This window comes from Paraburkholderia tagetis, from assembly GCF_022213065.1.
Lineage (GTDB): Bacteria > Pseudomonadota > Gammaproteobacteria > Burkholderiales > Burkholderiaceae > Paraburkholderia > Paraburkholderia tagetis.
The window spans coordinates 1-15032 of the sequence record NZ_JAKLJA010000083.1; the positions used below are offsets into that span (position 1 = coordinate 1).

The following is a 15032-nucleotide window of genomic DNA, read 5'->3' on the forward strand; positions in this document are numbered from 1 at the left end:
GCTTCATGTGGCGGTTCTCCTTGGTTCCCTGTCCGGGAAGGTTGGTCGTGGAAACCCGATTCTCTCGGATTCCCAACGGGGAACCGCCGCCTTCAACCTTCAACTACGCTTGGGACATTGCCTTGCTGCGTGATGGGGTCACCGTGCGGGAAAAACTGATTCGCGAAATAAAGCGCGAACGCCGCATAGGCATAGAAGTCGTACCACTCGACGAGATTACCCAGCGAGCCAATAAAGATGGCTCGCAATCTGCGTGCCGCACCGATAGGCTGGCTGAGGTCGGTCACCGCCTTAGGAAGCGCGGGATTGAGGGTGTCCTGCGAACTCATGTCTCCTCCGACGCATTCGAAGAATGCATTTCTGGATGGGGTATTTAGCGTGCCGCCACTTCTCTTCAGGAAGTCGTTCGCGGCGAGCTCTCTTTGGTTACTGCGTCATGGCGGTGTCGTCGGGGTGGTCAAAGTGGCCAACCGGATGGAAATCGCGCTGGAAGTAGACGAGGCCGCCCTCCTCCTGGTACGCAACGGCCCTGACTTCAACGAAGAAGACAGCGTGCGTTCCTTTGTCAACAACGGTAGTGACCACTCCGTCGAATGCGGCAGCAGCTCCCTCAAGAACGGGAGCGCCCGTCGCAAGCGTCATCCACTTTCCGGAGTCAAAGCGCTCCTCCGGAACACACTTTGTCGCTCCAGCAAACACTGCGGCGATGTCGCGCTGGCGCGCGCTCACCGTGTTGATACAAAGCACCGCGTTCTTCCGAAACACCGCCTCGCTACGACTGGAACGATTGATACAGACTGCGACTGTTGGCGGCTCGTCAGTGACGCTGAATACAGCGCTGGCTGTCATACCTGCGCGTCCGGCGACACCGTCAGACGTGATGATGTTCACCGCGGCACCAAGATGAGCCATCGCCTCGCGAAACGCCAACCGGTCGACAGACATGACTGCTCCCTTGTGACGGTAGTTGGTTACGCGGACACACCTTCTTCTTCCGGTTCAGTCTGGAACTCGGGAAGAATCTCGCTGGCGAATCGGTGCAACGTGTCACGCGAGCCGCCGAGAATGCTGCAGATGAGATAGCCAGCACCCGCTTCTTTGAGCGCATGAATCTTCTCGCGGATTTCCTCGACAGTACCGACGAGAGCGCTGTCGGTCGGAGGCAGGCCGCCCTTCGAGTACGACAGGATGTGCGAGCCGCCGGCTTTGTCCGGAGCACGTGCATGCTCAATCGTGCGTTGGCGGGACTGGTTCAGGCGTTCGATGGCCGCCTGCTTATCCTGTTCGTCCTTTGCGATGAAGAGGTCGCGAGCAACCGCGACTTCATTGCGGTTGTACGCCCTGCCCTGCTCGCTGATTGCTTGCTTGAAGAATTCGATGCGCTGGCCGGTGAGATTTGCGTCAGCGAACTGGTCCAGCAGCAGATTGAAGCCTCGAGCCGCGACTTTGCGAATCGACGGTTCGCTACCCGCACCCATCCACATCGCCGGCCGTTGCGCGACATTCGGCTCCACGACAACGTCGTTGAAGTTCCAGAATTTGCCGTGGTGGGAAAAGCGCTCACTGGCGCCCCACGACTTGAGCATGATGTCGAGACACTCCTCGAAGCGCGCTTCTGCTTCTTCGATAGGAATATTGAAACCCGTGAACTCGGCATGACGATAGCCTTTGCCCACGCCGAGGTCGAGGCGACCGCCAGACAGCAGTTCGAGCGTTGCAGCCTGCTCAGCGAGGAGCACGGGGTTGTGCCACGGGAGCACCATCGTGGCGGTTCCGACGCGCAGCGTTGTCGTACGTGCGGCCAACCACGTCAGGAGGTTGAGCGTGGACGAAACCTGTCCCCAGCCAGTGAAGTGGTGCTCCACGAGAAAGGTGCTGTAGAAGCCGAGTTTCTCCGCTTCGACGTTGAAGTCGATGTAGTCGTGAAACCCCTGACCGATGCCTGCGCCCAAGGTCGAGCTGTTTGCCTGAGCACTACCGAACAATCCGAAAAGCATGTCTATCTCCTTAGGCGGATGCAACCGCAGTGTTTGTGGAGGCAGTATCACTCGATGACCTATCGAGCAGAAGGCGATGCACTGGCAACCAGCCTTGCAGAATTTGAGGAGATGGGGGCTTGCAGCACTGCGGCGCCCTAGATGGGCGAGAGAGGATGTGCGACGGCGGGCGAATGAGGAAATGCGAACGCCCAATTCGGGAAGACCCCGAGCGAGACCAACGGCAAGTAGGCCGCAGGTCTCCCGATTCCGAAAGCTTGCCTACAGGGCGCTTCTAAACTCGGGAACCGTGTCGAAATCCGTCTTGGAGAGATGTTCGACGAAGTAGTCGAGCAGAGACCTGACCTTCACTGCCATCAAACGGTTGTGTGTGAACACCGCATTGATTGGACGCGGCGGCAGCTCGAAATTGCGCAGGAGAACCTGGAGCCGCCCCTCGGCAACGTGCTGCGCGACCGACCAGGCGGGCGCATAGACGAGCCCAGCGCCCTCCACTGCCGCGGCGACGACACCGTCCAGCGTATTCGACCGCATACGAACGGGGACCTTCACGTTGGTTGGCTTGCCGCCACTGAGCATCTGCCATTCCGAGCTGATGCTGGATTGCCCGTAAATCAAGCAATCGTGCTTATCCAAGTCTTCGATTGTCGTTGGAGTACCCCGCTTTTCCAGATAATCCGGTGCGGCGCTGATGACCCATCGCAGCGAGCCTAGCCGACGTGCAATGAGGCTTGAGTCCTCCATATGACCAATACGCACCGCGATGTCGATACCCTCTTCGACGAGATTCAGTTGCCGGTCCAGGAGCATGACATCAAGTGTCACTTTGGGATTATCAACGAGGAACTTGGCCAGGATAGGTAGCATGAAGACTCGCCCGAACAAGGTGGGCCCGCAGACATGCAGCTTGCCGACGGGAGCCTCTGACGCTTCCGTCAAGCTGGCTTCCATTTCGTCGATTTCCGCCAGTAACCGTTTTGCCTTCTCGTAGTAGGCACGACCAGCCTCCGTAAGTGCCAGCATGCGCGTAGAACGGATGATGAGCCGGGTGCCGATACGCTCCTCGAGCATCGTCAGGTATCGGCTCACGGAGGAAAGCGATAGGCCGCGTTCGCGCGCAGCCGCTGAAAGACTACCTGCGTCGATAGCCGTGACGAACAGGGCCATCGCGTCAATCCGATTCATCAGCATGGTGGTCAGTACGTTGTTTCGGATGGGCGCTTCCGGCAAAAGTACCGGATTGCCATCAGGGTTGAAAGAGTGGTTCGCAGTTTTTTGGCTTCCCGCGTGCAGGATGAGCGGCAATACTGAAGTCATGAAGCGATGGACGGATGCGATACATCCAGGCGCATAGAGCGCCACCTTGCAGCCCAGACCGCGCTTCCCCTCTATCCCTAAGGAGACAAACATGTCTGTCGAACGCCAAGACTTTCGCAACGCGATGGCGCAGCTCGGTGCCGCAGTCAATGTCATCACGACCGACGGAGCGGCGGGTCGTGCGGGCATGACGGCCAGCGCCGTTTGCAGCGTCACCGATGAACCGCCGACGGTCGCCGTCTGTATCAATCGGACGAGCCGGAGCCATCCGCTCTTCAAGGAAAACGGCGTTCTCTGCGTGAACACCGTCAGCGCCGAGCAGGAGGACGTTTCCTCTGTGTTCGCCGGTGCGACCAAGTGCAGCCCGGAGCAACGCTTCGAGACCGGCGAGTGGACGAAGATGGCCACCGGCGCACCGGTGCTCCGAGACGCGCTCGTCTCGTTCGACGGGCGCATCACCGACGTGGTCGAGAAAGGCACTCATACCGTATTCTTCGTCGAAGTAGACGCCGTGCGCCATAGTGACTCTGCAGGGCTGGTGTATTTCCGTCGCAGCTTTCATCCGGTCGGTGCGGCGCAAGAGCAACTGGCCGCTGCATAAAGTGGTTGATGGATGGGCGATATCGTGCAAAGCGGTATCGCCCTTTCGGCTCTCCAGTGGCTGCATCAAGCAACATCACGAGCGGCCACTCCTCAAAAGAGTGGATAGCGCATGCCAGCGGCGCGTGTTACGCCGCCCACTGACTTCCTAGTAGCGCTTTCTCGCTCCGCAAGGCTGCAGCGCCAATTGGTAGCTGAAACACGCGCCTCGTACATTTCGTAGCTCCTACCTACTATAGCCGGCCTAAACCACGGTACCGCTGTCGCTCGCGTGGTCGACTGTTCTGCGGGAGGAGTCCATGGGCGCATGTCCAGCGGCGCCGAATCCGGCTTGCTCGACGGCCCTGAACATTAGTTCGGCCATGTGAATCGAATGCTTGCCAGTAGCCGCAATCTGTTCCTTGCAACTGAAGCCGTTGGTCACAACCCAGGCGTCGGGCGAGGCCTTGCGGAGCTTCGGAAGCAACGAATCTTCAGCAATCTTCATCGACAGCTCGTAGTGTTCAGTATTGAAGCCGAACGAGCCAGCCATCCCGCAGCAGCCCGTGTCGAGCAACGACCAACGAACACCAATCTTGTCGAGAAGCACCTTCTCTCCGTTCATACCGAAGACCGATTTTTGATGGCAATGTCCATGGACGACGACATCAGCATCGAGGCGTGGCCATTCGACGTCCGCTCGTGCGACAAAATCCGAGAACAGATGAGTTTGTTCCGAGAGCTTGGCAGCCGCTCGATTGTCAGGTAACTGCTTCAGCAACTCGTCCTTGAAAACCGACAGACAGCCAGGCTCAAGTCCGACAACCGGTACGCCGGCGGCAATTTCGGGGGACAGTTCCACCACCGCCGTCTCGAGAAGTGCGCGAGCCCTGTCTACCAGGCCATAGTCGTACAACGGACGGCCGCAGCACAATCGGCGCCGCGGCAGCACAACCTCGTATCCCAGCCACTCCAGTACCTTCACTGCAGCAATTGCTACGTCAGGTGAAAAGTGGTCGTTGAATGTGTCGACCCACAATATGACCTTCCCCGCCGGACCGGCTTCTTTGGTCGGCATGTCTCTCACCATCGAACGGAAGGTTCGACGTGCAAAGACTGGTAGGCTGCGCTCCGGCGCAACGCCCGCGACCCATTTCCCGAGTCGGCCGGTGATGCCAGACGTCAGAAAGTTCACTAGGCGCGGCGCTTTGCTCGCAAGCGGTGCCCATTGACCAATCATTCCCATGAACCAGGCCTGACGGGGCCGCGCATGCGTCTCATAGTAGTGGGAAAGGAACTCGGCCTTGTATGAGGCCATATCGGTATGGGTCGGACAGTCGGACTTGCAACCTTTGCACGCAAGGCATGTGTCGAGTGCTTCTTTGACTTCACGGCTGTTCCAACCGTCCGAGATGACCTCACCCTGCAGCATCTCCCAGAACAGGTGCGCCCGTCCACGCGTTGAATATTTCTCTTCGCGCGTCGCCCTGTAGCTCGGGCACATCGTCCCGCCGTCGTGCGAGCGACATTTGCCCATGCCAATGCATCGTTCAACGGCCCGTTGCATCCCGTTGCCTTCGCGACTCGTGAAGGTCAGCCGGGTTGCCAGCGTAACCGGCTTGTACGCTGGCCCCATCCGCAGATTCTCGTCGACGCGATATGCATTAACGACCTTGCCAGGGTTCAGCCTGTTCGCCGGGTCCCATATTTCCTTGAATTCGGCCATCGCCTGCATAATCTCAGGGCCGTACATGATGGGCAAAAACTCCGCCTTGGCTTGCCCGTCTCCGTGCTCGCCTGACAGCGACCCGCCGAAGTCAACGACCAGTTGGGCCGCCTCTCGCAAGAACTTTCGCCACGTCGCGACGCCTTCAACGGTCCGAATGTCGAAGGTGATTCGCGCATGCACGCAGCCATCGCCAAAATGCCCGTACAGGCAGGTCTCGTAGCCGTAACGGTCGACGAGCGCCTGGAACTGTCGCAGGTAGTCACCGAGGCGCAACGGGTCCACGGCTGCGTCTTCCCACCCGGCGATTGGGTCCGGCTTCGATGGGTCGATGGAAAGCGCGACCGCCGATGCTCCGGTCTCCCGGATAGACCAAATCTTCTGTTGCTGACTCTTGCTTTCAACGACCATGCCGCTGACCCGCGAACCAGCGTGCCCCGCGCCAAAATACGCATTGGCCTCATGTGCCTGCCTGAGTGCTTCATCCGCAGTATCAGCGCCAAATTCGAGCACGACCCAGGCGTCGCCAGCAGGTAACAACGCGATTTCTTCGCCCTTCAGACCTCGCGCCTGCAAGCCCCGGATGATGCCGCGGTCCAATCCTTCGATAGCGATAGGAGAGAAGCGGTTGAAATGGGAAACAGCATCGGCAGCGATGAAGATGTCATCGAATCCGAGCACGAGCAGCACGCGCTGAGCTGGGCTATGCACCAACCGCACTTTCGCCTGTAGCGTGACCGCGCAGGTGCCTTCGGTGCCAACCAGCGCGCGCGCGACATTGAAGCCGTTTTCGGGAAGCAGCTGGTCAAGGTTGAAACCCGACACACGCCGTTTGATTTGAGGGAATTCGCTTCGAATCCTTTCGGCGTATCGGTCGCGCAGTGCGCGAAGGCGCGTATAGATTTCACCGCGTCGTCCACCCCGCGCAATGATTTGTTCCAACTCCGTTTCGGTGGTCGGTCCAACCCAAAATTGGGCACCGTCATACGTCGCGACGTGAAGTGCCTCAACGTTCTCGACCGTCTTGCCGGCCATCACCGAGTGTGCACCGCAAGAGTTGTTAGCTATCATTCCGCCCAATGTGCAACGACTATGCGTGGCAGGGTCCGGCGCGAAGGTCAGGCCGTATTGCTCCGCTGCGTCGCGCAGAGAGTCACAAACGACTCCCGGTTCAACCAGGGCGGTTTTGTTCTCAGCATCGATGGCCACCACGCGATTCACATACTTGCTCACGTCGGCGACGACAGCCACATTGACGCCCTGCCCGTTCTGCGAAGTGCCACCTCCGCGCGCCAGGAACGGGACATCGTTGCGTCGGCATACCTCGAGCGCGAGAACGAGGTCGTCGACATCCTTGGGCACCACCACGCCGATTGGGATTTGCCGATAGTTGGAGGCATCCGACGCATACAGCGCTTTGGAGCCACTATCGAATCGAACTCCCCCCTTCATGTGGCTTCGGAGGTCCGACGCAAGTCTGCTGACCAGGTCGGAACTTGCATCAAACGGCGTGGCTGACTTCACGTTACTTACCTGCGTTCGCGGTCATCTTGAAGATACCCTGTGCATTGCCCGCGTCAAAGCGAAGGTCGGTCGTCCAGCGTTGCGTTTCGCGGTCGAGTTGGCGTTTGCGTGTGATGAACTCGTAGAACGACCCGGGCACGGTTCGCGTGACCACGTCGCCGTGACCAGACAAGAACTGCCGCTCGACGAGGTCAGCGCGATACGCGGTCTGGAAAACACGCCCCGAGCGGGAACGTTCCACTTCGGACTTCATCGGTCGCCCATTTGCGATTTCGCGCTCGGACAATGCAAAAACGTCAGCGACGCGGTCGGTTGCGTGATTGAACGCGTTACCCTCTGTCGCAATCCAGGCCATCTCTGCCGACTCGCGCAGCAGCGTCTCGTAGTCGCGCAAATGCGGGATGTCGTGTTGGCGGGAGAACGCGCCGACAATGACCGGAAGGAGCGCGTGCGCAGTGTCGATTGAAATCGAACCGTCGCGGTCCAATTCCCAAAGCTGCAAGACCGCCACCGGCGACAGCGGGTCTCGCGAGGTGCTCACAACATTCGTGACGGCCTGTTGGAACTCTTCTGAAAAGCGTTCCGGGTGAAGCTCGCTAACGAAGAATTGAGCGATGTCGTCGGGTGCATCCTGATGCGCATAGGCCCGCCCCGTCATGCCGAGCTTATCGAGCGGATAGCGACCATTGAGCCGATAGCCGAGAGGGCGCAGAATACGCGCGAAGGCCACTTCTCCGGGCGGCAGCGCGCCGTTGTTTGCCCACCGGACGGTGCGCAATGCTCCGTGGTCGAAATGAACAGAACCGCCGTTCGCCACCGCTTCGCGCGTATACGTGCGGCCGTTCTCCGAACGTTCGAGCAGGTCGTCAAAGAGCGCCATGTTCATCGCTTGAGCGAGTTCAGCTCTCGTCACAACGCCATCTTCCCATTCGCCCAACAGCTCGGGCACATTCAACGTCGAAAACAACGAGTCAGTCTTCTCCTGGCCGAGCATCCGGACAAGAAGGGCTTCGAGATTCGGGTTACGCATCGCTTTCTCTCACGCAAAAGTTGGTCGGGTCAAAACAGGTGCAGCAAAATGAGGCGTCGGCCGTGCCATCGAACGCGGCGCGCACGCGTGGAATCCGCTTAAGCTCGCCTTGGTGTGAACAGTCGTAGTACGCTCAATACGCCGCCGAGCAATGCGAACAGGCAGCCCGACCAAAGTGCGATGACCGGACCGTGCTGATGGGAAATGCCGAGTGTCAGTGCGACAAGGCTCGCTCCGGTCGCCTGACCCAATAGACGTGCGACGCCAAGAATTCCGCTCGCTGCTCCACCTCGTTCGGGTGGGGCGCTCGACATGATGGTGCGTTGGTTCGGCGACAGAAACAGTCCGAAGCCGAATCCGCACAACGTCATCGAGCCCGCAATGAGCACCGTGGAGGCATCGTTCGGCAGAAGCGCCAGCACCGCGAACCCGACGCTTAGAAGTGCGAGACCAAGTCCGCCGAGAAAGCCTGCTGGCACTTTGTCAGAAAGGGAGCCAGAAATTGGCGCCATGATTGCGCCAAGGACAGGCCAAGGCGTAATGAGAAAACCCGTCTCAATCTGACTGCGTCCCATCGAGGTCTGCAACAGAAACGGCAACGAGACGAACGCAATGCCTTGAGCGGTGAACGCGCAGATAGCGGCAACAGCCGACAGCGAAAAGACCGGCCTGCGGAACAGGTCGACCGCCAGAAGCGGGGCCGCCTCTCCCGATTGACGACGCGTGAGTGCGTAACCACACGTCACGGCAAGGGCGAGTTCAGCCAACAGCACTTGAAGCGGTGCTCGGTGGGTCCCTTCACCGATACCGTGAACAATGAATGCAAACATCGCTGCACATAGAAGCGCCGCGCCCCAGTCAAATCGGCGTTGGGCAGTCGTCGTAGCAGGCAAAAACTGCCATGCGAGCAGTGCCGCGACGCCACACGCGGGAACGTTGACGAGGAATAGCCAATGCCACGTGGAAACCGAAAGAATAAGCGACGCAACGGTCGGACCTGCCGCAAAGCCGGCAGCGATAACTAGCGCGTTTAGGCCCAGTCCACGACCGAGTTTCTGTTCCGGATAAATGAAGCGGACCAGCGCAGTATTTGCGCTCATAATTGCCGCCGCCCCGAGACCTTGTATGGCGCGGGCGGCCACAAGGCTCGACAATGACCACGCCAATCCGCAGCCGAGTGAGGAAAGCGTAAAGAGCACGAGCCCAGCCACGAATACTCGATGGTGGCCATGAATCTCGCCGATAGCCCCAAGCGGAAGCATGGCCGCGACCATGACAAGTTGATAGGTGGTCACAATCCAAACAGCATCCGCACCGAGGATGTGTAAATCTCTGGTGATTGTCGGAAGCGCGGTATTCGTGACAGCTGTGTCAAGCACCGCCATAAACACCGCAATCGAGATGGCAAGCATCGCCAACACGCGGACGCGCGCGGGCGGTTGCATCGATTGGGCATCGGATGAAGAGGTAGATTGGCAGGACACTGACATGTGTGGTTTCCGATAGAGCGCCGTTCATTCGGCATTACCTCAGACACTGACGACGTCGTCCTGGCACGCACGAGCCGACCGATGAATCTGTGATTCAGGTCGTGGCGTGTTCGGCGCCTTCGGCCGCCGTTGCAGCTTGTTGCAGACTGTGGAGCGTGCTCAGGCAGGCAAGTGCGACCTCACGCCCTTTCGTGACGAAGTGCGATTGGAAGAAGGAGCTGTGCTCTTCACACTCGTGGAAGTTGTGGGGCGTCAGGACGGCGGAGAAAACTGGTGTGAGCGTTTCAAGTTGCACCTGCATCAGTCCACTGATGACGGCTTGCGCGACGAACTCATGGCGATAGATTCCGCCGTTCACCACGAAGCCGGCGCCGACGACGCCGGCGTATTCGCCGGTGCGGGCGAGAATCTTCGCTTGTAGAGGAATTTCGAACGCGCCGGGGACGGTGAACACGTCGACAGCGTTCTCGTCGAACCCATTTTCACCTAGCGTCCGCAGAAAAGAGTCTCGACACTGGTCAACAATGTCCTGGTGCCAGCATGCCTGGATGAAGGCGATGCGGCGCGCTGCGGTGATGGGGAGGTTCATTTCGAACACCAAGCTTAGATTGATGAACGTACTGTAGACCTCGTCGCCAGTGCCGAGAATGGGCGAAAATGGCAACCATCCTTGCAGAATTTTACTAGCTGATTCGCCCCTAAATATGGGTGGGTGAACCGGCAGTCTGGTCAGCCGCCAGAGTCGATGGACAATCCAATTGCGGTACCTACGATACCGACTACAGTTGAAGCACTGACCTCTACGCCTTGGGGAGCATATGAGACTGTTCGGTTCGCGTTCCCGTGTGCAGCCTTCAGCTACCGCGCTAGCCACAATTGCACTATGTCACGAGCAGTTGAGTGAACCACATCTGCTACTGCTGAGTCGTTTTTGCTTCCCACAAAACTGGCGCACCGGCGGCGGGTACGAATGGGACAAGGTCCTCGGCGAGCCTGCGGAAACAGCAATTCAACGCTTTCTTTCTGAAGGCTTGCTTGTGCCGTCGGCACCCCGCTCGAAACTGGAGGCCTTTTCGGTAAAAGACCTCAAAGTTTTTCTGAAGGAGCGGCAGTTGCCCGCGTCGGGAAACAAGGAAGTGTTGATTGAGCGCCTAGTTCGGGCTAACGATGCGACTCTGACGGCAAAACTGGAGCAGTTCGATATCGTAGAGTGTTCACCGCAAGCGCGAGACTCGACCAGCAAATATCTGGAGCAAAAGAGAGCTGAAAAGCAGACCGCATTGAGCGAATCCCTTGAATATTTGCGAAATGAAGATTTCGCTAGCGCGTGTCGGGCGGTAGCGCAGTACGAGTCCCGTCAGGTGTTTCCTCGCGGAACCGGAGTTAACTGGTCGAAGTCTGATGCGGATGAACCTAGACGTCTGAAGACCTTGTTTGATGTACAACCAAAGATTCTCGCGGACTTGCTTGATAATGATTGGAAGCCGCTTCGAATTGCGGCGGGCATGATGCTCATGTGGGGCACAAAAACCGCGTCCGAGTGGTTGCCGGACGACTTCGTAGGAGTTTCCAGATTCGATAACGACACGGCGGCCCGCATGTTGGTGTTCCACTCCAACTTCGTCGCTAATATGGCGAACTATCGGGAAATGGATGTCCAGACTGCGACCATCTCAGCGTGCAATGACTCTTGCGAAGCCTGTCTCGCGTTGAACGGTAAGTCACTGCCGCTAGACAAGGTACCGGAACTCCCGTTGTACGCCTGCACTCATGCGATGGGCTGCCGATGTTTGCTGCTCCCGGACATGCGCACTCCCCTTACTGACTAGTTCGGGTGGAGCGAACCAATCGCAGCTCGCCCCCCCGCTGCGCACTCATCCCCTAGATGAGCACTCAGCGCTCGAAACGCATCATCTACTTCCGAGTACGCTGTAACATCAGCCGACGATGACAATTACCGGCAGAGGGAACCATGGTCGAACCAATTACGGCTTTAACTGTAGGCTATTACGTCGCCGAAAAGGCAGGCGACAAGCTCGTCGATTCCGGTGTCGAGTGGCTTGAGAAGAACGTCATCTCTCGCTGGAATAAACATCGAGGAAGGCAGTTTTTCTCTCAGTTGGTTGATGAGTTGCGCAAGCAAGAAGACGTCAGATATGAGTCAGCGACTCTAAACGAACTGCTGGCAAAGGTCATAAAAGGTGACAAAGAAACATCCGAGCTATTCGACGCATATCGGCGTGTAGCGCTGTGTGCGAGTAAAGATATCGGACCGATGGTAATCGCAGTGTTCGTCGCAGCCCTTTGGAAGAAAAACATCGAGGCAGGTGACGAAGAAGAGCAACTTTTCATGGCCGCTGAAGCATTGAACGACCGCGATTTCGTCGATTTCATTCGCTGGTTCACGGAAAAGAGCGAAGCGGCAAATACGCCGAAACACGAGAATCTGAAGTTGCCAGATGTACCCGGCCTGCGAGTCCTTGAGCTGGTTACGGCCAAAGCAACGAGAAATACTTTCCACAATGGCGAAACGCCTATCAATCTCTTCACAGATGTAGGCGCTTTTGCCCCAAAGTTACAAAATCTCGGCGTGCTGGTGCACTTCACCAGACCTGCTAGAGGTGGCGACCCACACCGAGTGGACCATTTCGTTGGAGTTACCAACGCTGCCGTTCGGCTGCATGTTGTCGCGAGCCGGGTCGCGGCAGTAAAGCGCGCCGCGACGTAACCGACCGGCATGAGTGCTTCATACCGGCCCAAAGCCAGTGGCAGGGGTATTGCAGCAAGAGCGTCGGGGGCAACGGCTTCGCAGTGTCCGGGAGCATTACCTCGCTTGGCCAGCAGCACAGCGGCGAGTGCGGCGACACCAGGACCTTCATCCAAGGTCGCTTTGCGAATGTCGTCAATGAGGTCTCGGCAAGGAGCATTGCGTCGACGCTTACACTCTTACGACGACCTGATACAGCTTCGCTATACTGTAATCCCTGCATCGCCGTCGGAATAGTTGAGCAAGGACCACAGGGGCGCGTTGCCGTAGCGGCGGCTGATGTAGGCGTCGTGCCCCCGCTTCAAATCCTGCCGTCAGTCTCTCAGAGTCCGATAACCTGACGCGAACGACTCCGGAGCTTACGCAGATAGTTGCTCGTTTTCGGGAAGGCGTAGCTCCACCAAGCGGCGCGGGCGGGCTTCTCAGCTTGGGAAGTTGGGACTCGTCGGCCGGCGGTGACGGCAAATGCCATGCGCTCACCCCGCAGTTGGAGATGTGGCGTTTCGAGAGCTACTTAAATCGCACCAGCATCTTGCGGCTCATCAGCCTACCACGCGGGCCAACGGCAAGGCGTCCATCGCGCAGCGCCTCATACCGGTTCGCGTAGACCGAAAGGTTGCCATGTGAGATGACGTGAACTTCCCTCGGCTCCTCGACCTCGACGCGCACGTCCGCATTCGCGCTCGCCGCGGCCCGCGCCAGAGTACGCGCCAGGAGGGTGCTCGTGGACTTCGCTGCCAAAAGCGGCGAATTGAACGTCAACGTACGCGCATGGCATATCCGGGCGATGCGCACTAGTTCGTCGACCTGCGCGCGAAGTACCGCGACATCGCGAGGGCGCACGCTCGTATCGGGCAGATGCACGCGCAACTCGCGGCCGTAGCAGGACGTCACAATCATCGACGCCTTGCCGGGGTTCAGCCTGAAGTACATGCTCTGCAGCGGCAAGAAGGTCACCAGCAGCAAGGCTGTCGCAAGGTCGCTTGTGGGGTTCAGCCACGCAAATACGCTAGTGGTCACCATGCACGCAAGCGTGACGTAAAGGGCGTTCACGCGCGCGAAACTCACGAATGCCACGCGCTGCACCGGCGTGGAAATCCACCAGTCCAGCACGCGGCCCACCACCTTGTGTCCGAGCGAAAGGACACTGGACATAAGGCGGCCGATGTTGAAACCGACTGTCTCGAATCCGCGCGAAAGAACGTTGCTGCCCATCACCGCATTTCCTCATCAAGTTGAAATGGCGCACCGTATTGCACAGAACGAGGCCTTTCCCGTGCGTCATCGGCCAACTATTGCCTTTCGGAAATAACGGCTGCGACGAGGAACTCTTTAGCCGGCGAAGATGACATGTACTGGAGCCCATCACGCTATCTGGCATGCGTCTGGAGTCGTACAGCGAGCAATTCGCAGCACCGCCCTCAGTGCTCGAGCCAGATTGAATCCTGTCGCGGGCTCGCAAGCTTTTCTGCGCTGCTCCGTCCAAGCGCTTTCGTCACTGATGTGCACGCGACTCAAAACGGCCACCGCTGCTAACGGACGTTGGCGGGGCAGTTCAATCTAGCCGAATGCACAGTCGACCGCCGCATATATTTCAGCACAAACCGTATAACGTTTATTTAGTAATGCGCAAGTAGTCTGCTAGCCAGCGCTTTTTCCCGAGGTGCTCTGCTTCGCACGCTCATTCAGGCGGCGCAATCGAAATACTTGAACTGGGGTAGAGCATTTGCTAGATTGGAACACGGGCGCAATGCCCATTTGACCGATATCGCGCCCGAAGACGTCGCACGGCCCTATGACGGGGGCCACCTCGCCTATTTATGAGAGGGGTACAGTGACGAGGATGCGATGTGGCAAGCAATCGAGCAGCGAGATGGGATTTGTCATTGGCGGGTTGTCAGCGGTCCGACTTGTCCGCGGCCGACCGCCAATACTAGAGGTATCTCCGACCGCCGTGGTCGCTGCCGAGGAGAGCCGCGGGACCGGCGAGACCTCCTTTCGCTACATTTTCCCCGCAGAAGCAACCGTCCCAAACTGGCTGCGGAACACAAAGAGTTCTGTACTGCGAGCAACACTACAACTACTGCTCGAATCTCGGCTCATTGTCCGTCTCCACTCACCGACCATACCACCTCGCCCTTTCGAGTGACACTTGGTTTAACTTCGCTCGTTCAATGCGCTCCTGTGCGTGGTGACTCAAGGTGCGCCATCCGAAACAGCTTCGCTGGAGCAGACGATGGCGCAGCTTGAATACATTCGTCACGAGTTCTTCGATGCGTCCTTATCCGAGAGAGAGGAACTGGTCTGGTTAAGACAATCGAAGGAACCTATCGAGCGGCTGCCGCAAATCTTCTGGGGTGACGGTCGAGGCTGGGACGAAGCAAATCTTTGGGCTTTGGAGAGAGCCGCGCCTCGTAACGTCGACATCGAAACTGTCAAGGCGACAATGAAGCACCTTGGCCGCTATGCCAAATTCCTTGAGGTGTTACGTCCCGAACTATTTGAGTTTTAGCGGGAGGCGTTTATCTCGCGAACGTCGGGAACGATTTTTTGAACTTCACCGCGCGAAGCGCGGGACACGAGGGGCGTAAAGAAGGCCGGT

13 protein-coding genes are annotated in these 15032 nt (G+C 58.3%); 4 read left to right on the plus strand and 9 right to left on the minus strand.

The genetic code is table 11. The features are described from left to right. Positions 1-92: 92 nt before the first annotated feature. From L5014_RS37535 to L5014_RS37550, 4 genes are all read right to left on the minus strand, one after another. A complete protein-coding gene (locus tag L5014_RS37535) occupies positions 93-329 on the minus strand; it encodes a hypothetical protein (protein WP_420800204.1) in 237 nt (78 codons plus the stop codon). Between the two features lie 97 nt (positions 330-426). Beyond that, positions 427-945 (minus strand): flavin reductase, encoded by a 519-nt coding sequence (locus tag L5014_RS37540; protein WP_238468921.1) that lies wholly within the window; start codon positions 943-945, stop codon positions 427-429. A 26-nt stretch (positions 946-971) separates the two neighbouring features. Continuing rightward, positions 972-1997: an LLM class flavin-dependent oxidoreductase gene (locus L5014_RS37545; RefSeq protein ID WP_274389655.1), complete on the minus strand. Its 1026-nt coding sequence runs from the start codon at positions 1995-1997 to the stop codon at positions 972-974. Positions 1998-2258: 261 nt separating this feature from the next. Further along, entirely contained in the window at positions 2259-3407 is a 1149-nt protein-coding gene (locus L5014_RS37550) for a LysR family transcriptional regulator (protein WP_238468923.1), read from the minus strand. Between L5014_RS37550 and L5014_RS37555 the strand changes: the two genes are divergently transcribed. After that, the gene (locus L5014_RS37555; RefSeq protein ID WP_238468924.1) at positions 3406-3915 is read left to right on the plus strand and encodes a flavin reductase; all 510 of its coding nucleotides are present in this window, start codon (positions 3406-3408) and stop codon (positions 3913-3915) included. The two genes, L5014_RS37550 and L5014_RS37555, sit on opposite strands and share 2 nt — an antisense overlap. Positions 3916-4158: 243 nt before the next feature. Here the strand turns inward: L5014_RS37555 and L5014_RS37560 are convergent, their stop codons facing one another. The 4 genes from L5014_RS37560 to L5014_RS37575 form a co-directional block, all read right to left on the minus strand. Further along, positions 4159-7143 carry an FAD-binding and (Fe-S)-binding domain-containing protein gene (locus tag L5014_RS37560; RefSeq protein WP_238468925.1) on the minus strand — a complete coding sequence of 995 codons (2985 nt, stop codon included), beginning with the start codon at positions 7141-7143 and terminating at the stop codon, positions 4159-4161. Between the two features lies 1 nt (position 7144). After that, positions 7145-8173, minus strand: a complete 1029-nt coding sequence (locus L5014_RS37565) for a DUF1338 domain-containing protein (protein ID WP_238468926.1) — start codon at positions 8171-8173, stop codon at positions 7145-7147. A gap of 98 nt (positions 8174-8271) precedes the next feature. Further along, positions 8272-9663, minus strand: coding sequence for an MFS transporter (locus tag L5014_RS37570; protein ID WP_238468927.1), 1392 nt, complete (start codon positions 9661-9663; stop codon positions 8272-8274). A gap of 94 nt (positions 9664-9757) precedes the next feature. Beyond that, complete coding sequence (locus L5014_RS37575) at positions 9758-10252, minus strand: 6,7-dimethyl-8-ribityllumazine synthase (RefSeq protein WP_238468928.1); 495 nt, start codon at positions 10250-10252, stop codon at positions 9758-9760. Positions 10253-10481: 229 nt separating this feature from the next. Here L5014_RS37575 and L5014_RS37580 point away from each other — a divergent pair, with 229 nt between their 5' ends. Both L5014_RS37580 and L5014_RS37585 read left to right on the plus strand, forming a co-directional pair. Beyond that, complete coding sequence (locus tag L5014_RS37580) at positions 10482-11492, plus strand: SAP domain-containing protein (RefSeq protein WP_238468929.1); 1011 nt, start codon at positions 10482-10484, stop codon at positions 11490-11492. 143 nt (positions 11493-11635) lie between these two features. Beyond that, positions 11636-12391 carry a hypothetical protein gene (locus tag L5014_RS37585; RefSeq protein WP_238468930.1) on the plus strand — a complete coding sequence of 252 codons (756 nt, stop codon included), beginning with the start codon at positions 11636-11638 and terminating at the stop codon, positions 12389-12391. A gap of 549 nt (positions 12392-12940) precedes the next feature. Here L5014_RS37585 and L5014_RS37590 read toward each other — a convergent pair. Next, on the minus strand, positions 12941-13645 hold the full coding sequence (locus L5014_RS37590; protein ID WP_238468931.1) for a hypothetical protein: 705 nt from the start codon (positions 13643-13645) through the stop codon (positions 12941-12943). A 1021-nt stretch (positions 13646-14666) separates the two neighbouring features. Here L5014_RS37590 and L5014_RS37595 point away from each other — a divergent pair. Next, on the plus strand, positions 14667-14942 hold the full coding sequence (locus L5014_RS37595) for a hypothetical protein (protein ID WP_238468932.1): 276 nt from the start codon (positions 14667-14669) through the stop codon (positions 14940-14942). The last annotated feature ends 90 nt before the right edge of the window (positions 14943-15032 follow it).